Origin of the sequence: Oerskovia douganii (assembly GCF_015142735.1) — a bacterium.
GTDB classification, from domain to species: domain Bacteria; phylum Actinomycetota; class Actinomycetes; order Actinomycetales; family Cellulomonadaceae; genus Oerskovia; species Oerskovia douganii.
Window position 1 is genome coordinate 150352 of the sequence record NZ_JACSPN010000004.1, and the last position, 19071, is coordinate 169422.

At 71.3% G+C, this 19071-nt stretch carries 17 protein-coding genes, 1 tRNA gene and 1 pseudogene; 7 read left to right on the forward strand and 12 right to left on the reverse strand.

Features of this window, described 5'->3' with window-relative positions; genetic code table 11:
• Positions 1-65: 65 nt before the first annotated feature.
• Positions 66-620 (forward strand): MarR family winged helix-turn-helix transcriptional regulator, encoded by a 555-nt coding sequence (locus tag H9623_RS04900; protein WP_193718937.1) that lies wholly within the window; start codon positions 66-68, stop codon positions 618-620.
• 85 nt (positions 621-705) lie between these two features.
• Here the strand turns inward: H9623_RS04900 and H9623_RS04905 are convergent, their stop codons facing one another.
• Positions 706-1212 carry a hypothetical protein gene (locus H9623_RS04905; protein ID WP_193718938.1) on the reverse strand — a complete coding sequence of 169 codons (507 nt, stop codon included), beginning with the start codon at positions 1210-1212 and terminating at the stop codon, positions 706-708.
• 107 nt (positions 1213-1319) lie between these two features.
• On the opposite strand from H9623_RS04905, the gene H9623_RS04910 reads away from it, so the two are divergent.
• The 4 genes from H9623_RS04910 (at position 1320) to H9623_RS04925 (ending at position 3765) form a co-directional block, all read left to right on the forward strand.
• The gene (locus H9623_RS04910) at positions 1320-1958 is read left to right on the forward strand and encodes an ArsR/SmtB family transcription factor (protein ID WP_193718939.1); all 639 of its coding nucleotides are present in this window, start codon (positions 1320-1322) and stop codon (positions 1956-1958) included.
• Positions 1955-2182: a hypothetical protein gene (locus tag H9623_RS04915; protein ID WP_193718940.1), complete on the forward strand. Its 228-nt coding sequence runs from the start codon at positions 1955-1957 to the stop codon at positions 2180-2182. The genes H9623_RS04910 and H9623_RS04915 overlap by 4 nt, the downstream gene beginning before the upstream one ends.
• Before the next feature lie 99 nt (positions 2183-2281).
• A complete protein-coding gene (locus tag H9623_RS04920; RefSeq protein WP_193718941.1) occupies positions 2282-2917 on the forward strand; it encodes a ClpP family protease in 636 nt (211 codons plus the stop codon).
• Positions 2917-3765, forward strand: a complete 849-nt coding sequence (locus H9623_RS04925) for a ClpP family protease (RefSeq protein WP_193718942.1) — start codon at positions 2917-2919, stop codon at positions 3763-3765. The genes H9623_RS04920 and H9623_RS04925 overlap by 1 nt, the downstream gene beginning before the upstream one ends.
• A 113-nt stretch (positions 3766-3878) precedes the next feature.
• Here the strand turns inward: H9623_RS04925 and H9623_RS20160 are convergent.
• Positions 3879-4316: pseudogene (locus H9623_RS20160) on the reverse strand (DUF6882 domain-containing protein); the annotation flags it as partial.
• A gap of 151 nt (positions 4317-4467) precedes the next feature.
• Entirely contained in the window at positions 4468-4896 is a 429-nt protein-coding gene (locus H9623_RS19930) for a helix-turn-helix domain-containing protein (RefSeq protein ID WP_193718943.1), read from the reverse strand.
• Between the two features lie 154 nt (positions 4897-5050).
• Between H9623_RS19930 and H9623_RS04935 the strand changes: the two genes are divergently transcribed.
• A complete protein-coding gene (locus tag H9623_RS04935) occupies positions 5051-5446 on the forward strand; it encodes a VOC family protein (protein ID WP_193718944.1) in 396 nt (131 codons plus the stop codon).
• A 375-nt stretch (positions 5447-5821) separates the two neighbouring features.
• Positions 5822-9547 carry a hypothetical protein gene (locus tag H9623_RS04940; protein WP_193718945.1) on the forward strand — a complete coding sequence of 1242 codons (3726 nt, stop codon included), beginning with the start codon at positions 5822-5824 and terminating at the stop codon, positions 9545-9547.
• Between the two features lie 614 nt (positions 9548-10161).
• On the opposite strand, the gene H9623_RS04945 is transcribed toward H9623_RS04940, so the two are convergent.
• The 9 genes from H9623_RS04945 to eno all read right to left on the reverse strand — a co-directional run bounded on the left by H9623_RS04945 (position 10162) and on the right by eno (position 19044).
• Positions 10162-10235: transfer RNA gene (locus H9623_RS04945), tRNA-Leu, on the reverse strand.
• Between the two features lie 63 nt (positions 10236-10298).
• Positions 10299-11153 (reverse strand): oxygenase MpaB family protein, encoded by an 855-nt coding sequence (locus tag H9623_RS04950; protein ID WP_191800334.1) that lies wholly within the window; start codon positions 11151-11153, stop codon positions 10299-10301.
• A gap of 94 nt (positions 11154-11247) precedes the next feature.
• Positions 11248-12807 (reverse strand): NAD(P)/FAD-dependent oxidoreductase, encoded by a 1560-nt coding sequence (locus H9623_RS04955; protein ID WP_193718946.1) that lies wholly within the window; start codon positions 12805-12807, stop codon positions 11248-11250.
• Between the two features lie 187 nt (positions 12808-12994).
• The gene (locus H9623_RS04960) at positions 12995-14389 is read right to left on the reverse strand and encodes a hypothetical protein (protein ID WP_193718947.1); all 1395 of its coding nucleotides are present in this window, start codon (positions 14387-14389) and stop codon (positions 12995-12997) included.
• On the reverse strand, positions 14389-14718 hold the full coding sequence (locus H9623_RS04965) for a PadR family transcriptional regulator (protein ID WP_193718948.1): 330 nt from the start codon (positions 14716-14718) through the stop codon (positions 14389-14391). The genes H9623_RS04960 and H9623_RS04965 overlap by 1 nt, the downstream gene beginning before the upstream one ends.
• Positions 14719-14884: 166 nt before the next feature.
• Positions 14885-15838 (reverse strand): Ppx/GppA phosphatase family protein, encoded by a 954-nt coding sequence (locus tag H9623_RS04970; protein ID WP_193718949.1) that lies wholly within the window; start codon positions 15836-15838, stop codon positions 14885-14887.
• A 110-nt stretch (positions 15839-15948) separates the two neighbouring features.
• A complete protein-coding gene (locus tag H9623_RS04975) occupies positions 15949-16404 on the reverse strand; it encodes a DUF501 domain-containing protein (protein ID WP_227748220.1) in 456 nt (151 codons plus the stop codon).
• Between the two features lie 231 nt (positions 16405-16635).
• Complete coding sequence (locus tag H9623_RS19295; RefSeq protein ID WP_227748178.1) at positions 16636-17541, reverse strand: septum formation initiator family protein; 906 nt, start codon at positions 17539-17541, stop codon at positions 16636-16638.
• A gap of 222 nt (positions 17542-17763) precedes the next feature.
• Complete coding sequence (gene eno, locus H9623_RS04985) at positions 17764-19044, reverse strand: phosphopyruvate hydratase (protein WP_193718951.1); 1281 nt, start codon at positions 19042-19044, stop codon at positions 17764-17766.
• Positions 19045-19071: the final 27 nt, after the last annotated feature.

The window sequence follows — 19071 nt, forward strand, 5'->3', positions numbered from 1 at the left end:
GCGGGCCGCTGGGGCCCCGCCGGATTTACCTGCATCATGCAGATAACTACCTGTAGAATACACCCATGACAGTTGCTCGGGGTAACAGTTCTGTGGATCGAGCCGCCGAGGGAGGCGCGGCGGCGCCCGACCCCGCCGCGCGCGAGGTGCTCTCGACCATCGAGCTCGAGCTCGCCCAGCTCCTGCGACGCGCCGAACGGACCACCGCTGCGGGACGCGCCAAGTCGGCCCGGGCAGGCGGACCGCCGAGCGGCACCCTGGACAGGTCGGCCTACCTCCTGCTCCACGACCTCCTCGTCGACGGGGCCCAGAACGTCAACACCCTCGCCGACCACCTGGGCCTCGACGCCTCGACCGTGACCCGGCAGGTCGTCGCGATGGAGAAGGCCGGCCTCGCCCGCCGCACGCGCGACCCCGCGGACGGGCGCGCCGTCCTGGTCGAGGCCACACCGCAGGGCATCGACGAGCTGGCCCGGCACCGCGAGATGCGCACCGAGCTCTACGCCGAGGTCCTGGCCGACTGGTCACGCCTCGACCGGGCGCTGCTGGGCGAGCTGCTCGAACGGCTCAACGACGACCTGGACACCTACAAGCGCGGCGGGCGCAGGGTCGCGGACTGACGGCATCGCCACGGCGCGGCCCGGTCGGACGGCCCGCGACCCATGGGCCCGCGCGACGGACGGGCGTCACAGCACCCGACGCAGGTCATGCGAGGCGCTGGGTAGCGAGATGATGCTCGAGGCGACCGACGGCACCCCGCAACCTCGTCCGGTCGGGACTCGTCAGCACGGCGCTCTCGTCCGCGTGCGGCAGATCGAGGATCAGCGTGACGCCGCACCCGCGGACAGCCGCCGAGCGTGCGCGCCCGCTCTTGCCGTCGAGCAGCAGATCGGGCGGAGGCATTCGGATCGCCTGCCAGGCAAAGAGCCAGCCTTGGCCCGCCCGGTCGAGCTCGTCGGCGGCATCGAGCACCTCCGCCGGGCTCATGAGGAGGTCGTACCGGAGCCCCCGCACCCTGCGAACCCCCGCGACATCGGGCGCTGCGAGCGGGACGTCGACGTCGTGCCAGCCCGACCGGAATGGTAGGTGCCCCTCGATCACCACGAACGGGACCTCCAGATCGAGGGCCCGCACGAGCGTCGACGGGTGCATGCCGTGCACGCCGACCGACCACAACCCGTCAGCCGTCTCGCGCGGCTCCTCGATGCTCACGGCGACACCCTAGCCAGTCGGGCCCACCACGCCGCCCACAACGGCTCCAAAGAACTCGTTGCAAAGAATCTCTTGCAAAGAGACCTTTGCACCGCTACGGTGGTGTCATGCCCACGAACCACGAACCCGAGCAGGCACCCGAGCCCCGCACTCAGCGGGCCGTCGGCCCTGAAGCGCTCAAGGCACTGTCGCACCCGCTGCGGATCCAGATCCTCGATCTGCTGGGGCACCACAGCGCACTGACCGCGAGCGGCCTCGCCGAGCTGCTCGGCGAGTCGAGCGGCGCCACGAGCTACCACCTGCGCCAGCTCGAGCGCCACGGGTTCGTCCAGGAGGTCCCGGGCCGCGGCACGGCGCGCGAGCGCTGGTGGGAGCGGACACCCGGCGGCTTCACTATCGACCTGCCCGACGACGCGTCGGCGTCCGGCGGCGACAGCCAGGCCAACGTCATCGCGACCCTCGCGATCAACCGCGAGTTCGAGGCCATGCGGCAGCGCAAGATCATGGACTTCCTCGACGGCGCCCGCACCCTCGATCGCACCTGGCTCGAGTCCGGTGCCACGCTCGCGACGATCAACATGTGGCTCACCAAGGAGCAGCTCGCCGAGGTCCAGGCCGAGTGGCAACGCTTCAGCGACACGGTCCTCGACCGGTTCGCCGGTCAGCAGGACACCCCCGGGGCCCGCCCCGTCCAGGTCCACTTCAACGCGTTCCCCCTGATCAACGGCAAGGAGAACCCCTCATGAGCGCCTACGCCCCGGCCCGCACCGACTTCCGGTCACCGTCCCTGCGCGCGCTGCGCCCGAGCGACCGGCTCCTCGTCGTCGTCGGCGCCCGCCTCACCACCTGGGGTGAGCGGAGGGCCGCAGCGCACGCGACGCGTGCCGCACGAGGTACCGACCTCGACGACGCCGCCGACGACCGCGCCCAGCGCTCCGCCCGCCTGCACGAGGGACGCTCGATCGTCTGACGGTCCGCCCGACGGCACACGGACCCCGTCTGCCGTCGGCAGATCCGCCCCGGGCGGATACCCGGGCCCCGACCACCGCACCGGGGGCAGGGTCGAGGCATGACGAACCAGCCACCGCTCCTGCGGACCGAGGCGGCCCCGCCGCCCACCACCCCGTTCGACGACCAGCTCGCGTCCCGCCTGCTGCACCAGCGCATCGTGGTCCTCGGCACCGCCGTCGACGACGCCGTCGCGAACCGCGTGTGCGCCCAGCTCCTCCTGCTCTCCGCCGAGGACCCGCGTGCCGACATCGCCCTCTACATCAACTCGCCCGGCGGTTCGGTGAGCGCAGGCCTCGCGATCTACGACACCATCCAGCTCCTGCCCAACGACGTCAGCACGCTCGCGATGGGCTTCGCCGCGAGCATGGGACAGTTCCTGCTGTGCACGGGCGCCGCGGGCAAGCGCTACTCGCTCCCCCACGCGCGCATCATGATGCACCAGCCCTCGGCCGGGATCGGAGGGACGGCCGTGGACGTCGCGATCCAGGCCGAGAACCTCGAGTACACCAAGGGCCTCATGCACCGACTCACGGCCGAGCACACGGGCCAGACCACCGAGACGGTCACGGCCGACAGCGACCGCGACCGCTGGTTCACCGCCGAGCAGGCCCTCGCCTACGGCATGGTCGACCACGTCGTCGCGTCGGTCGACGACGTCCGCCCCACCGCCGTGTCCCGGAAGGTCGGCCTCTGATGTCCACCTACACGATCCCGACCGTCGTCGAGCGCACCCCGCTCGGCGAGCGCGCGTTCGACGTCTTCAGCCGCCTCCTCTCGGAGCGCATCGTCTTCCTCGGCACCGAGATCGACGACGGCGTCGCCAACGTCGTCATGGCCCAGCTCCTGCACCTCGAGTCCGACGCCCCCGACCAGGAGATCGGCCTCTACATCAACTCCCCCGGCGGCTCGATCACCGCGCTCATGGCCGTCTACGACACCCTGCAGTTCATCCGCTGCGACGTCTCGACCATCTGCATGGGCCAGGCCGCGTCGGCCGCCGCGGTCCTGCTCGCCGCGGGCACGCCCGGCAAGCGGTTCGTGCTCGAGCACTCGCGGGTCCTGCTGCACCAGCCCTCGGGCGGCGCGGAGGGCACCATCTCCGACCTGACGCTCCAGGCCCAGGAGATCCTGCGCCTGCGCGCGGAGACCGAGCTCGTCCTGGCCCGGCACACGGGTCAGAGCGTCGAGCGGCTGCGCGCCGACACCGACCGCGACCGCATCTTCACGGCCCACCAGGCCGTGGAGTACGGGCTCGCCGACGCGGTGGTGACGTCCCGCAAGCTGTCGGCGCCACTCGTCCCCGCACACGGGCGGCCCCGCCCGGGCTACCTCGTGCGACCGAACCAGCCTCGGCGCGCCGGCCGCTCGGGACGCGCAGGCACCGTGGGCGGCACCGGCTCCGGACCGGGCGCGAGCTCCACCGACACCCCGCTCAGGCGACCGCGCTCGTCGAACGACACCGTCACGTCCCCGTCGCTCACCCCCACGACGGCCGTCTGCGCGTCCTCCCACCGGATGTCCAGCCCGCGCAGGACCGCGTAGGCGCGCACTGCCCGACGGTGATCGGCGACCGCCGTGCTCCCGAGGCCCTCCGGGACCACGCGCGCGACCCGCGCGACCGTCGCCGGCGGCAGCTCGAACCGCGGGTGCGTCAGCAGGAACCACGCGCACGTGCCCCCACCCGTCGGGCCCGCGAAGTGCGTGAAGTGCCCCGTCACGGCCTTCGCCGCCAGCGCCAGCCGGTACGGGACCGCGTCCGTCAGGAGGATCTCCGGGGTGCTCAGCTCGAAGATCCCACCCGTCACCCCGCGCTGCCTGACGTGCTCCGCCGCCGCCACGACCGACGCCGGGAAGTTGTTGACGTTGTTCCACCCCCACAACCAGCTCCTCGTGCTGGGCACCGCCGCCCCCAGGAAGTGCGCCCCGCACACGAGCGGCACCTCGCTGTGGAACGTCACCATGCCCGCCTCGAGATCCGCGTCCCACGCCGACTCGCCCCCCAGGTCCGCGAAGTGGAGCTGGTGCTCGGTCGACAGGATCACGGCACGATCCACGAGGTCGTCGAGAGTCGGGGCCGGGTTCGTCTGCGACATCCAGACAGCACACCACCGACCCGCGCCCGGCGCGCGGCGAAACGGACAGAACGCCGCGCGTGGCGCGACGATTCACCCTCGGCGGAACCGGGGTGGGGCAGGCGCGGACGCAGCCTGGCGCACGCGCCGCCGGCCGCGCCGGGCGCGACCGTCAGGCGGCGAGCAGCAGGACCGTCGTGGTCGGCGTGGTGGTGCGCACCGGTGCCGAGCTGCGCCGGGGCGACGCACCGAGCGCGTGGAGCTCGCGCGCGGCGCGCTGCTGCGACGTGAGGCTGCGACGCTCGACACCGGCCCGGCGGGCGGCCTCGGCGTCGAACTCGTCCTGGCTGCGGGCCAGGAGGTCGACCACGCGCAGGCCCAACGCACGACAGATCGCGGCCAGGACCTCGGACGACGCCTCCTTGCGGCCGCGCTCGACCTCCGAGAGGTACGCCGTCGAGACCTGCGCCGAGAGCGCGACGTCGAGCAGCGTGCGCGCCTGCTCGGTCCGCTCGGCCCGCAGGATGCCGCCCACGACGTGGCGCAGCAACGGTTCGGCGGTCCGGCGCCCGAAGAGCACCACCTGGCCAGCGGCTGCCATCGCCTGCTCCTTCGTCGCGGTCGTGGGCGCGGTGGCCCTCGTCCCCTCAACCTAGCGTCGCCCCGAGACCCGGACGCCCGCAGGAGTGGTCCGTCTGCTGCTGGCGTAACGTGGGAACGGCTCCGAGGAGACCATCGCGAGAGGCGGCCCGCCGATGTTCCGCACGCTCTTCCCCATCCTCGTCACGACCGACCTCGACCGGTCGCTCGGGTTCTACCGCGACCTGCTGCGCGGCACCGTGACGTACCAGTTCCCCGACGACGGGCCACCCGTGTACGTCTCGGTCACCGTGGGCGACGGCTCGCTCGGGATCGGGGTCGACCGCGAGAGCGCCGACGTCGGGCGCACGCACCTGTGGGTCACGGTCGACGACTGCGACCAGGCCGTGGCGCACCTGGCCGCCGCCGGGGTCGTCGTGGTCTCGCCGCCCGAGGACCAGCCGTGGGGCGAACGCGTCGCCCGGGTGCTGGACCCCGACGGCAACCAGGTGTCGCTCGGCCAGGAGGCCGCCGAGGACCCGGAGCCGGACGGGCCGACGGGGTTGTCGTAGGCAGGGTGCCCGTCCAAAGAGAGTTGAGAACCATGGCCTGCCCTGGAAACCGTTGCTTCTCGCCTGTCGCGGGGCGCATACAAGCGTTCCGAGCCCTCGGCGACCGACTCTCGCGGCCGGTTGGTGCGCCCAACTGGGAAGACTCGAATGCTCCTGAGCGCCGCCGAGGTAAGAGAGCTGGTGGCGCCATACGAGTAGGACATGACGCTCGCACAGCTCGGTGAGCGGATCGGCGAACGCCGGGCGCTATCGCCTCGTCTGAGCTGATCGGCGCTCCAGGGGCTACTCTTCGTGGGTTCGGCGGCACGGCCGCGCCTGCCAAGATTATCGGTCATTTGTCGAGTTCATATCGGCATGGGGCACTATATTCTCCATATGATCGATGTGCTGCTTCGCGACGTCGATACAGCGCGCGTCCTTGCCGCCAGCGCCGCGCTGCAACTCGACCTCCAGAACGTAAACGAGCTGTTGTTGCTCCAAGCACTGTCGGCCCGGGCAGCGGCCTTAGTCACGCCACCTGGACGGCCGCTATCTTCGTCGGCAGTCAGACGCCTTCTCGCCAGCGATGAAGTCGGCGGCCCGAACATGTCCGCGCAGCTTGACGAGTTCGACGGTTTCCCGGTCGTCGAGTTGCCGCTGCCACCGCGCCGATTGCTGGTTCTCGAGGGTGTCGCGACCGGTTCTGCGCAGGTCGCCGATGGCCTACTCCGCTCGGTTCTCGCAGATCCCACCGGAAAGTTCCCAATACTGTTCACGGCCCAGGTCCTGTCGGCCGCGAAGTTCCTGCTGGGACTGAGTGATCTCTTGGCCCACCGCTTCGACAGAACGGTCGACGATCGTGCGCCCGCGCTGACTCGCAGGATCAACGTGCCGAGTGCCGCACAGCTCGACCTACGGTCCCGACTCGTCACCTTCGAGGCATCGGAACTGTTCGCGGGTCTCAGTGAAGCCGAGTCCAGGTTCTTGTACACCAACCTTGTCTGGAAGCATGGCGAAGTCACCCCGAGTGCGCCAGTGGACGCCGACTCGGCTGCGTTCACAGGGCACTTCGGTGTCGATCTCGATAGCAGTTTGGTGGTGCGGCCACTGATCGACACGCACCTCGGAGTGATCGTCGCCAGTCCTACCGAACTGGCGACGGCGCTGCGGCACTTCATCATCGTGTCGGCGTACAGACACGACTGCACCCAGCAGCTCGTCGACTCGCTGACTAAGGTGGCCGTAGCCGACGCCGCACTTCTGCTCAACGCGATGACCGACGAACCGCTGGTGGACGCCTCGCCGGAGGGGGTGTCCGGGTTTGTGCGAATGACGGCGCCGTTCGACGGCGACAAGGTAATGGACCTGAGGGTGTCTGTCGACACTCTCGAGAACTACGAACCCACCTCGGTGTGGGGCGCCGCGACGAACGCCGTCGCCGACGTCGCGCCCCTGGGCACCGACCCGGACCGAACGTTGGTGCTCGAGGTCCGATCGGGAGTCGGCCGAGACGATCAGCTCTTTGTGGGCGCGGACGAGGGTCCTTCGTTGGCGCTCCCAGCGGACGACCTGCAGACGATCCTGCGCGCGCCAGAGACCAACAGCCTGACGCTCTGGTACTTCGCGCGGGCCCTCCGCCGTCTCGGTGAGTCGACCCAGGTAATGTCGTTCTCCACGGTCGACACTTTCTCGCTCTTCCGGGACTCGCGCGACAGCCTCTACCTGTCGGACGACGTCGCACCCACGCTCCTGAGCGTCACTCCTGGTCACGGCAAGGAACTGCGTGAGGAGGCCCATCGTGCGGCAGGACCCGCCTTCGCTCTCTACGCCAACGGCATCTCCAGGTCGATCTCGATGCACGCCGAGGCGAGCCCGGTCCGAACGGTCTTCGCCGATCCGAATGTCTGCTTCGTAAGACTCGGCGACGTGACCGCGTGGGCCCGTGTGCGCACATTCGGTGCGGCCGACGCCGGTGATCGCCAGGCGCGCGTGCTAGCAGAGTCGATGGCGTACTGGTTGTGGCAGCTCCACTTGGTCGCCCCAGGTCTACTCGAACTGGCAAGACCCCAATCCGAACTCATCGTCGAGCTCCGGCTCGACTCGATCCACGATGACACAGACGACGTCGTGAATCTCGACCTCGCCGAGGGGACGTGGGTGAGCTACGACGAGGCGTCTGTCTGCCCCGCACCTCCGGTTCTCGGTGCGGCTTCGGCAGGTTTCTACCTCGATGGGTGGCCACCATCAGTTGCGGCTCCAGGCGCGCCACCGAACGGGTTCGACCGGCAGCTCGTCTCGGCACTCGTGGATGGGCTCGTGGCGCTCGTTTCGACCGCTGAATCCTGGCCAAGCGAGCGTCGTCGACATGTCGTTGACGTCGTCGCGCCTCCCGGGTGGAAGATCATGACCCAAGTCATCAATGCTGAAGACGACCTGCTGCTCTGGCCCGGTCGTCTACCTTCCGCGCCGTACGTCAGCGACGCGGCAACAGCCATCGTCCTTGATGAGCTCGGCGCGCACCTGGCAGAGTCAGGCTTCCGCCACGGCAAGGTGGCCGACGTCGACCGCACCGCGTTCCTCAACGACCACGTGACCGCGTTCCTCCAGGATTGGCTTGCCCGCGAACTCGCCGAACTCGCTGGACACGGAGCGCTGCGTCAACTCCTCGGTCTCCACGAGGCGCTCCTGCACGAGATGGCGTCTGACGAGAGGCATCTTCCGATCCGGATCGCGTGCTTCGGCGAAGCCGCGAACGACGTCAGGCGGATCCGGCGCCATCGTCAGAAGGCCACGACCTCAGCAATCGCACTCCGCTACCTCGTCGAGCGGCTCTCGGCGCGGCCCTCGGATGGCGTGCACGACCTGACTCGCGAACGCTACGACCTCGTGCTGGCTATCGCGGCCGAGATCGTGAACAAGGGAATGCTCTCGGACGCTCTGCACGGCGGGCTGGCCGACAACGAGATCAGCGTGCTCCGCTCCGGCCGGCTCGGGGTATCGCGCGAGCAGGAGGCCTTCACCCGGGCGATCGCGGAGTTCGCGGAGGGGTTGACCACTCGAACTGTCGCCGAGGCAGCGGCGCTTGCGAGCGATGTGCACCGCGACGGGCGAGAGCTCTCTGACGATGTGGACTCCGCCGCCGCCCCGGGCGAGCAAACGACAACTGGATCCCCACTGGAGGCTCTCAACCCACTCGCGGTCGCGGAGTACGGCTTCTCATACACGCAGCTTGTCAACGGCTGCGGCGGGTTGATCGATGCCTCCCGACAGCGCGGCCAGGACGACGTTGGGGAACTCGAGCTATCGGTGGCGATCACAGCCATCCGGGCTGCTACCGATGTTGATGATGACCTCGCTCACCAGATGATCGCTTGCCTCTCACTCGATCCTGTGGACGACTTCTCGTCCGCTGGCGCCGATGCCTTCCCGTGGCGATTCACCCGGGGACGCTCGTTCATCGTGCGTCCGCTCGTCGTCGTCTCCGAGGAGGCCGAGCCCGATCGGGTGCTGTTCGGACACCGAGCCCTGTGGCTGACGCCTCGGCGATGGTTGGAGCGCCACTTGAGTGGTCGCCTGCAGGCGAACTCGCCGGCCATGCGACGGGCGCTGGCCGCGCAGCGCGACGCGAAGGGCGGTCAGTTCGAGATCGAGGTGGCGGAGGTGCTCAAGGCAATGGGGGCCGGTCCGGTCCGCCGACGCTTCGTTCGCGCCGGGAGCATGGACCTGGCAAACGTCGACGGCGAGAACCTCGGGGACATCGATGTCCTTGCGGCCACACCGACCGGGGTACTCGTCGCTGTCGAGGCTAAAGACCTCGAGGCGGCCCGCACGCCAGTTGAGGTCGTTCGCGAGGTGCGTGCGCTGTCGACCGGGCCGAAGGCCGCAACCGCCCGACTGGCTCGGCGAGTCGAGCAATTGTCGGCGAACGTCCGGGCCGTCGAGGACACACTTGGACTCGAGCACGTCGCACGGCGGCGCGTCGTCGCACTCGTCGTAACGAACGCGCCGCTTCTCGGCAGTCGCCTCAGCGATTCGCACGTCCGGATCGTGGCTCTCACGGAGCTCCCCGCAATGCTTGCAGATCTGGACGACATTGCGCCCCGTGGCGCCCGACGCCGTTGATTGCACGTCCGGTCGCACACCCATGTGAGAGGCGTCCCCCGTCGGGTCGGCACGTTCGCCTCCATAGGCGTAGGTAGACGAGCGCGCAGATCGGCGATGATGCTGCGTGGAGTCGGGCTGGGTGATCCGGGCACGGGAGGAGAGATCTACGAGTTCTTTCGACTGGCAGCGCGCGGTAGTCCGGCGGCACCCGGTCCCGGTGATCGCGGCGTCAACGAGGCACGCCATGACCGGTCGGCGAGGCCCCACCGGCCTCACCGGTGCCAGCGACCACCACCCACAATGGGTAGAACCATGCGGCGATACGCCCCATCGGGTCGGTGCGATCGCTTTCGGGCAGATTCCGGCCGAGCTCAAGCCGTCGACCGTCTGCCTCCGAGGGGTCGGCGACACCGTCACCTGCTCCTGCAGCAGATAGCTACGGCGTGGCTCCACATGACGTTCCTGCGGCAGTTGCACTGAGGGTTGCGACCGGATCGCAGGGGTTGCCCGGCGCAATCGGGCGCACCACCTCGCAGCACCCACCGCGTTGGAGCCACCACCGCGCACCAGCGAGAATGACATCTGACCAGGACTTTTGCAGCATGGTACGCGGCGCGCACCACGGATGCTTGTGCCCCCACTGGGACTCGAACCCAGACTGCGCCGATTTTAAGTCGGATGCCTCTGCCGATTGGGCTATGGGGGCCCGGGTGAGGATATCCCGGCGACGGCCAGGGGCGCCGCACGGCCCCTCCGGCGCGCCCCTGCGCTACGACCCCGCGAGCGCCCAGCGGATCGCCTGCGTGACGGTCCGGCCACCCGCCCGCACCAGCACCGACTCGCCCCGCATCGGCCACCGCACCGGGATCATGCGCCGCGACCACGGGGGCAACGACGCGACCGAGGCCGCTCCCAGCGCTGCGTACGGGCCCCGGGCGAGGAACGGGAGAGGCGGCTCGGACAGCAGGAAGCGCGCGACGTCGTCGGACTCGGTGGTCCTCGCGAGCTGCGGGCGGAACTCCTCGAAGGCCCGCGCCAGCTCGGCGCGCGAGCGCGGCGGGTCCACGGCTCCGAGCCGGTCCGCGATCGTCGCGGCCTGGGCCAGGTACTCGTCGCAGCCCGCGGCGTCGAGGGGACGCTCGCCGTAGCGCTGGTGCGCGGCGAGGAAGCTGTCGGCCTCGGCCACGTGGACCCAGCGCAGCAGCCAGGGGTCGTCGGCCGCGTACGGGCGCCCGTCGGGAGCCGTGCCGCGCACTCGGACGTGCACCGAGCGGACCACGTCGATCGCCTGCTGCGCGTGCTCGACCGTCCCGAAGGTCGTGACCGCGAGGAAGGTGCTCGTGCGGGCCAGGCGACCCCACGGGTCGCCCCGGTACCCCGAGTGCGCCGCGACCGCCGCCATGGCGAGCGGGTGCAACGACTGGAGCAGCAAGGCGCGCAGGCCGCCCACGAACATCGACGCGTCGCCGTGGACGCGCGCGATCGCCGAGTCCGGTGCGAACCAGCGCGGGCCCGGGGTGTCGTGGATCCGGGAGCGCTCGGCCGGACCGTCCGGCCCCGCGACACGCTCGAACAGGGCACGGCCCGCACGGGACCGCAGGTCGTCGACCACGCGAGTGCTCACCCGCCCATTGTGCGCGCCGGTCGTCGTCCCGGGACGCCGCGAGGGCGGCCCCTTCCGGGACCGCCCGCGCGGGACGTGCTGACGTGCGGGTAACTCAGGCCTGGGTCGCAGCCTTCTTGGTCGCCTTCTTGGCCGGGCCGTGGCCGGCGTCGGTAGCGGCGGCCTCGGCGGGCGCTGCCTTGGAGGGCTCGGCCGCGACACCGCCGCCCTCGGCCTCGGCGGCCGACGACACGGCCTCCTGCTTGACGGCGTCGCCCGCGGCCTTGGGCGGCACGGACGCCTGGCGGAACTCCGCACGCGGGTCGTGCAGCGAGCCGAGCGAGACGAGCTCGCGGCCCATGAGGAACTGGCCCATCCACCCGATCGCGATGCGGATCTTGCGGTTGCCCGTGGGCATCGCCATCACGTGGTAGCTGCGGTGCATGGCCCAGGCGAGGAAGCCCTTGAGCTTGAAGATGCCGAACAGCTCCGCGACCCCCTTGTACAGGCCGAGCGACGCGACCGTGCCGACGCTCTTGTGGCTGTACTCGACGGGCGCGTCGCTGCGCAGCACGGCGACCAGGTTGTCGGCGAGGCGCGTGGCCTCACGGATCGCGTGCTGGGCGTTCGGCGGGCAGAACTTGCCCGGGTTGAGCACGTCGGGGACGGCGGCGCAGTCGCCTGCGGCCCACGCGTCGGGGATGACGTTGCCGTCCGCGTCCGCGACCTGGAGGGTCGGGAGCACGGTCACGCGGCCGAGCTTGTCGACCGGCAGGTCCGAGTTCTCCTTGATGACCGGGTTCGCCTTGACGCCCGCGGTCCACACGATGGTGTCGGTGTCGAACTCGACGCCCGTCGAGGTGACGACGTGGCCGTCGACGCACGAGGACAGGAACGTGTTGAGGTGGAACTCGATGCCGCGCTTCTTGAGCTCCTCGAGCGCGTACTGACCCATGGGCTCGGAGACCTCGGGGAGGATGCGGCCCGAGCCCTCGATCATCACGAAGCGCAGGTCCTCGGGCGCGATCGTCGGGTAGTTGCGGGTCGCGTAGCGCGCCATGTCCTCGATCTCGCCGATCGCCTCCATGCCGGCGAAGCCGCCGCCGATGAACGCGAACGTGAGCATGCGCTTGCGCAGGTCCTGGTCCCAGGTGGACGACGCGACGTCCAGCCGGTTGATGACGTGGTTGCGGACCGCGATGGCCTCTTCGACGTTCTTGAAGCCGATCGCGTTCTCCGCGAGGCCCGGGATGGGCAGCGTGCGCGAGACGGAGCCGAGGCCGACGATCAGGTGGTCGTAGGTGACCGAGTAGTCGTCGCCCTCCTCCGGGTGGATCGTGATGCTGCGGCCGGCGTGGTTGATCTCCACGACCTTGCCCTGCAGCACGTCGACGCCCTTGAGGGCGCGGCGGTGGGGAGCGACGACGTCACGTGCGTCGATCGAGCCCGCGGCGGCCTCCGGCAGGAAGGGCGCATAGGTCATGTACGGGCGCGGGTCGACGACCACGATGGCCGCTTCGCGCTTGCCGAGCTTCTTGCGGAGGCGGCGCGCCGAGTAGAGACCGACAGAGCCGCCACCCAGGACGATGATGCGGGGAACCTTGCGGGGACGCGGCGAGGCAGCGACATCCGCGTTCTGGGCAGGGGTGACCGAGGTCAGGTCATTCTGAGGCATGAAACCAGAGTATTACTGTCTTCAACTTCTTGGTGAACTTCTGTCCGATCCGTGAGCGTGACAACCTTCACAAGCGCTGCCGGACCGCCCGAAGATGGCGTGTTGGTGCCGGTTTCGGCAGGCACTGCGCCGGGGTCGGTCGGCCGGTCCCCCGTCGTCCGGCCGACCCCGGCGTCAGCACGGGAGGTCAGTCGCCCGACGGCGCAGCCCCCGTCGAGACCTCGACCACCGGGCTCGCAGCGGCCGGAGACGGCGTCCCGGGCACCCTGGCCGAGGGCGCCGCGGTCCCCTCCGCCGGCGGACCGGCCGGGTCCTCGCCGTCGGCGGGGACCTGCGGAGCCTCAGGGGTCACCGGGGTGGTCGCCGCACCCCCCGGCTGGTCGGGAGCCGGTGCCGTGCCGCCCGTCGAGGGCACCAGGAGCGACTGCGCCTGGAGGAACGGGGCCGGCATGGACCGCGGCTGCTCGCCCTCGAGCGGGACAGGTCGGTCGGAACCGTCCCACTCGACCGCGTCGTCGGGCAGCCCACGCAGCGGGTAGACGTTCCAGCGGTCCCGGCCGTCGGTCGACAACGACGGCTGGAAGTACCACCCCTGCTCGAAGTCCGGGAGGCTCCAGGCCTGCGCAACCCCTTCGCCCGTGAGGGTCCGCACGGGACGGCCCTGGTCGTCGAAGATCTGCACGTCCTGCAGGGCGCGGCCGCTCGCGTCGTACACGAACAGGTTGCTGACCTGCGAACCGTCGACGTACACACCGCTGCCGGTCCCGTCCGCGCTGACGCCGCTCGCGCCGAAGATGCCGGACCGGGCGTCACGGACACCGTCGTCGTAACCCTGCTGGTACGAGCCGCCGGAGGACGTCCTCAGCCCGTTGAGCTCGGCGTTCGCCCCGAACGCGGCGCTCACGAAGAGCGGCACGGCCACGAGGACCGCGACGACGTCGACGGCCTTGCGCAGGAGGTGCAGCCCGCGCCAGCGCAGCCACCGCTCGCGCCCCCACTGCACGCTCACGACGACCGCGACCACCAGCAGGAGCCGCCAGTACGTGGCCTGCGGCACGAGCTCGAAGTTCTGCGGCCGGTGGAACCAGCCGTACGCCACGAGCACCACGACCCACGCCCGCAGCACCCACCACGCGGGTCGCAGCACCGCGGCGAACTCGAGGAACGCGGCCCACTGCGGCGTCGACGTCACGGGGGCCCACAGGGACTTCCACCCCGACCCGAAGATCCCGCCGAGCACGAACAGCCGGCCGCGCAGCCCGATCCGCGGACGCGGCCCCGGCGCGGCGGGGTCCAGGCCCGCGGCCGACCGGAGCTCGGCCGCGTACACGGCGGCCGGACCGAAGCGTGCGGCGACGTCGAGCAGCGCCGTCGCTCCGCCGTCGGGCACCTGGCCGCCCGCGGCGACGGGCCGCAGCGAGCCCGGCATGTCCGCGAGCGCCTCCGCGAGGTCCGCCTCGAGGCCGTCGGTGAGGTCGTCGACCTGCTCGGGCGACAGGTCGGCGAGGTGCGCGCGGACGTCCGCGGCGTAGCGGCGGACCTGGTCGAGGACCACGGTCTCGGGTGTCAGGGTCGTGGACATCACGCGGCTCCTTCAGTCGTGAGGAGCCCGGTCAGCGTGCCGGAGAACTCCTGCCACTCCTTGCGCTGGGTGTCGAGCATGGCCCGCCCCTGCGCGTTGATCCCGTAGTACTTGCGGTGCGGACCCTCGTCCGAGGGGACGACGTAGCTCGTGAGCATCCCGCCCGAGTACAGGCGGCGCAGCGTGCCGTAGACCGAGGCGTCCCCCACCTCGACGAGCCCCGCCGCTCGCAGGCGTCGCACGACGTCGTACCCGTACCCGTCCTCGTCCGCGACCACGGCGAGGACCGCCGCGTCGAGGACGCCCTTCAACAGCTGTGTGGTGTCCACCCTGACTCCCTGCTCGACCGGCTCCTGTGCGGCAGACACTACTACGCAACCCGCACTACCGGCCAGAGTGAACTACCGCGTGTCGTGCAGAGAAGGTGCCGAACCCGAGGTTGGTCAGGCACAGCGCCTCAAACGGCTGACCAACCTCGGGTTCGGCACCGACGGGTCACGCGATCGACAGCGCGATCCCGTCCAGGATGTCGTGCTCGCTCGTCACGACCGACGTGAGCTCGCCGCCCGCGGCCGCGACGTCGTCACGCACGCGGCGCACGACCTCGGCCCACACGAGCGCCCCCGCCCCGATCACGTCGACCCGCCCCGGGTGCATGAAGCCCAGCGCCGCCCGCTCCTCGCGCGTGCGCGCCAGCAGGTCCTCGCACGCCGCCAGCGTCTCCTCGACCGTCAGCACCGCGCCGTCGATCCGGTCGCGGTCGTAGCGCTCGAGGCCCAGCGCGTGGGCGGTCACGGTCGTGACCGACCCCGCGAGCCCCACGAGCGTCGCGGCCTTGCCCAGCGGGACGGTCAGCGTCGCGGTGTCGAGCGCCGCCCGCACGTCCGCACGGGCCGCCGCGACCTCCTCGGCCGTCGGCGGGTCCGAGCGCAGGTGACGCTCGGTCAAGCGCACGCACCCCACGTCCATGGACCACGCCGCCTCCGGGGCGTCGGTGCCCAGCACGAGCTCGGTCGACCCTCCCCCGAGGTCGACGACCACGAACGGACCCGGATGGTTCGCCGCGACCACGCCCGTCGCGCCGCGGAACGACAGCTCAGCCTCCTCGTTCCCCGACACGACCTCGGGCGCGACGCCCAGGCGCGCGAGCACGCCGTCGACGAACTCGGCCCGGTTCTCCGCGTCCCGCGTGGCCGACGTCGCCACGAAGCGGGTGCGCGTCGCCCCCAGGTCCTCGATCACCCGGGCGTACTCGGCCGCCTGGTCGAGCGTGCGGGCCAACGCCTCCGGCGCCAGGCGCCCCGTCCGGTCGACCCCCTGGCCGAGGCGCACGACCTCCATGCGGCGGTCGAGCTCGGTGAGGACGCCCGTCGTGGGGTCGACGTCGGCGACGAGGAGTCGGATCGAGTTGGTGCCGCAGTCGATCGCGGCGACGCGAGAAGAAGTCATGACATCAAGGGTGCCACCCGTCGCCGCCCCGGGAGGGCGCGAACCGGCCCGCGGACGGCGACCGTCGCGAGCGTCACAGCCGACGTCGCGACCGGTCGCGGGTCAGCGGCTCAGCACGTGCAGCGGTCCGCGCGCCACGCGCCCGAGATCATGACGAGCGCCTCGTCGCCCAACGGGTTCACCCCGGGGCCGGCCGCGAGGGCGTGACCCACGAGCACGTGCAGGCACTTGACGCGCACGGGCATCCCGCCCGCGGAGATGCCCGCGATCTCCTCGACGTGCCCGAGCGCCTCGCGCGCCGCGAGGTAGTGCTCGTGCGCGCGGGCGTAGGCCGCGGCGAGCTCCTCGTCGTGCGTCAGGCGCTCCGACATCTCCTTCATGACACCGTTCGCCTCGAGGCTCGAGGCCCCCGCGACGGCGCCAGGGCTCGTCAGGTAGTACGTCGTGGGGAACGGGGTGCCGTCGGGCAGGCGCGGGGCCGTGTGCACCACGAGCGGGCGGCCGCACACGCAACGGGCCGCGATCCCGACGACGCCGCGCGCCGGGCGTCCGAGCTGCTCGTGCAGGACCTCGAGGTCCTCGGGCGTGACCTCGGGGCGCGAGCGGTCGGCCTCGGGGACGGCCTGCGCGGCGCCTGCGGGTGCGGCGGGACCACCGAGGTCCGCGGCGTCCGGGGCGGTGGGGGTCGAGTCGTTCACGAGGAGTTCCGTTCTGCGGCGTGCGGTGCTGGGGCGCGCCGGGGGACGGCGCACTCCCCATTGTCCCCGGTCGTGCGGCCGGAACGGCAATCGGCCCGCCTAGGGCGTCCCGCCGTCGGTCGGCGGCGTCTCGGGGCCGTCGCCCGGCTCGGTCCCCCCGTCGCCGTCGCCGCCTCCCGGTGCGGGCTGCTCGCCGGCCAGCTGGACCGACCGCCACACCGAGACGTACCAGGGTGCACCGTCCTCGGGGTCGACACCGACCGGTCCGTCGGTGAGGCGACGTCCCGTCTCGGGGTCGACCACGTCGACGACCGTGTCCGGGTCGATGACCCGCCACGCGCGCTCGCCCGGCATCACGAAGCTCAGGCGGTCACGGGCCTGCGCGACGACGTAGGCCTCGTCGTCCCAGCGGCCGAGCTCGACCTCGAGGGCGTCGCGCTCGGCCTCGGCCGCCGCCACCTCGGCGCGCAGCGCGCGGAGCTCGCCCGTCTGGTTGACGTAGGCCCGCACCGTGGGCAGGAGCAGGACGACCGCGAGGAGCACGACGACGGCGATCACCAACGAGCGGACCGTCACCACCTCGGGGAGCAGCAGCCCGTACCGGCTGCGGCGACGGTCGGCGAGCGCCGGCGCCCGCGACGCGGTGGGCCGCGCGGACCGCGGGGCGCGCGGGGTCCGCCCGGCCGACGAGCCGGCCGACGCGCCCGGCCCCCCGGCGGGGGTCGAGGTGGAGGACGGCTTGCGCGGCGCGGTCGGTCTCTTGCCCGCGCCCTTCGCGGCGCCCGGGCTCTTCGCGGCCGCCGGGCCCTTGGCGGCCGCAGGGTCCTTGGTCGAGCCCGTGCCGGCCGTCCCGGCCCCGGACCGTCCGGAGGTCCCCGCGTCGGTGCGTGACGTCGTCGGGCCGGAGGAGCCGCGGGCCCGACCGGCCGAGCGTGCCGACCCGCTGCGACTGCCCCCCGGGCGCGGCGCGGCGCCGGGCGTGGACGGGCGGCGGTTCGAGGACATGGTGCCGATTGTGCCGCCCCGCGCCCTCTCCCGGTCGCAGGGTCCACGGCGTGCCGGGGCTCCGTGGCCGGATCCACACCAAGCGTTCACAACCACGGGAGCCCGTGCCGGGCGCGGCACGGACGCACGGACGCCCGGTGGTTCCGAGGAACCACCGGGCGTCCGGGTGCTGCGCGCGACGCCGACCGGGGGTCGGACCGTGCTCAGCGGGGATGCGTCAGCTCACGCCTTCCAGCGCGGGAACGCCGAGGCGCCGGCGTAGCGTGCCGCGTCGTCCAGGGCCTCCTCGATGCGCAGGAGCTGGTTGTACTTGTTGATGCGCTCGCCACGGGCGGGGGCACCGGTCTTGATCTGGCCGGCGTTCGTCGCGACCGACAGGTCGGCGATCGTCGTGTCCTCGGTCTCGCCCGAACGGTGCGAGACCATCGCGGTGAAGCCGTTGCGCTGCGCCATCTCGACGGCGTCGAGGGTCTCCGACAGCGTGCCGATCTGGTTGAGCTTCACGAGGAGCGAGTTCGCAGCCTTGAGCTCGATGCCCTTGGCCAGGCGCTCGGGGTTGGTGACGAACAGGTCGTCGCCCACGATCTGGACCTTGTCGCCGACCTCGGCCACGAGCTGCGACCAGGCGCTCCACTCGTCCTCCGACAGCGGGTCCTCGATCGAGACCAGCGGGTAGTCCGCCACGAGCTGCTTGTAGTAGGCGATGATCTCGTCCGAGCTCGTCGCCTTGCCCTCGAACTGGTACGCGCCGTCCTTGAAGAACTCGGTCGCGGCGACGTCGAGCGCGAGGCCCACGTCGACGCCCGGCTTGAAGCCGGCCTGCTCGATCGCGACGAGGATCAGGTCCAGCGCGTCGCGGTTGCTCGGCAGGTTGGGGGCGAAGCCGCCCTCGTCGCCGAGGCCCGTCGCGAGGCCCTTGCTCTTGAGCACGGACTTCAGGGAGTGGTAGACCTCTGCGCCCGTGCGCAGCGCCTCACGGAAGGACGTGGCGCCGATCGGGGCGACCATGAACTCCTGGATGTCGACGTTGGAGTCCGCGTGCGACCCACCGTTGAGGATGTTCATCATGGGGACGGGCAGGACGTGGGCGTTGGGGCCACCGACGTAGCGGTAGAGGTCCAGGCCCGAGCTCTTGGCGGCTGCCTTCGCGACCGCGAGCGACACGCCGAGGATGGCGTTCGCGCCGAGCTTGCCCTTGTTGGGCGTGCCGTCGAGCTCGATCAGGGCCTGGTCGATCAGGCGCTGGTCCTCGGCCTCGAAGCCGAGCAGCTCGGGGGCGATCTCGTCGATGACCGCGTTGACGGCGTCCTCGACACCCTTGCCCAGGTAGCGGGACTTGTCGCCGTCACGACGCTCGACGGCCTCGAAAGCGCCGGTCGAGGCGCCCGAGGGGACGCCTGCGCGGGCAAAGGTACCGTCGTCGAGCACGACCTCGACCTCGACGGTGGGGTTTCCGCGCGAGTCGAGAATCTCGCGTGCTCCAACGGCTTCGATGCTTGCCACGGTTGCTCCTTCAGCTGCTTCCAGGTC

What these genes read in the sequence shown, in the direction of transcription:
- H9623_RS19295 (WP_227748178.1), bottom strand. Translation starts at nt 17,541, where the DNA reads ATGTCCTCGAACCGCCGCCCGTCCACGCCCGGCGCCGCGCCGCGCCCG.
- H9623_RS19930 (WP_193718943.1), bottom strand. Translation starts at nt 4,896, where the DNA reads ATGGCAGCCGCTGGCCAGGTGGTGCTCTTCGGGCGCCGGACCGCCGAA.
- H9623_RS04935 (WP_193718944.1), top strand. Translation starts at nt 5,051, where the DNA reads ATGTTCCGCACGCTCTTCCCCATCCTCGTCACGACCGACCTCGACCGG.
- H9623_RS04955 (WP_193718946.1), bottom strand. Translation starts at nt 12,807, where the DNA reads ATGCCTCAGAATGACCTGACCTCGGTCACCCCTGCCCAGAACGCGGAT.
- H9623_RS04910 (WP_193718939.1), top strand. Translation starts at nt 1,320, where the DNA reads ATGCCCACGAACCACGAACCCGAGCAGGCACCCGAGCCCCGCACTCAG.
- H9623_RS04900 (WP_193718937.1), top strand. Translation starts at nt 66, where the DNA reads ATGACAGTTGCTCGGGGTAACAGTTCTGTGGATCGAGCCGCCGAGGGA.
- H9623_RS04915 (WP_193718940.1), top strand. Translation starts at nt 1,955, where the DNA reads ATGAGCGCCTACGCCCCGGCCCGCACCGACTTCCGGTCACCGTCCCTG.
- H9623_RS04925 (WP_193718942.1), top strand. Translation starts at nt 2,917, where the DNA reads ATGTCCACCTACACGATCCCGACCGTCGTCGAGCGCACCCCGCTCGGC.
- H9623_RS04940 (WP_193718945.1), top strand. Translation starts at nt 5,822, where the DNA reads ATGATCGATGTGCTGCTTCGCGACGTCGATACAGCGCGCGTCCTTGCC.
- H9623_RS04960 (WP_193718947.1), bottom strand. Translation starts at nt 14,389, where the DNA reads ATGTCCACGACCCTGACACCCGAGACCGTGGTCCTCGACCAGGTCCGC.
- H9623_RS04970 (WP_193718949.1), bottom strand. Translation starts at nt 15,838, where the DNA reads ATGACTTCTTCTCGCGTCGCCGCGATCGACTGCGGCACCAACTCGATC.
- H9623_RS04920 (WP_193718941.1), top strand. Translation starts at nt 2,282, where the DNA reads ATGACGAACCAGCCACCGCTCCTGCGGACCGAGGCGGCCCCGCCGCCC.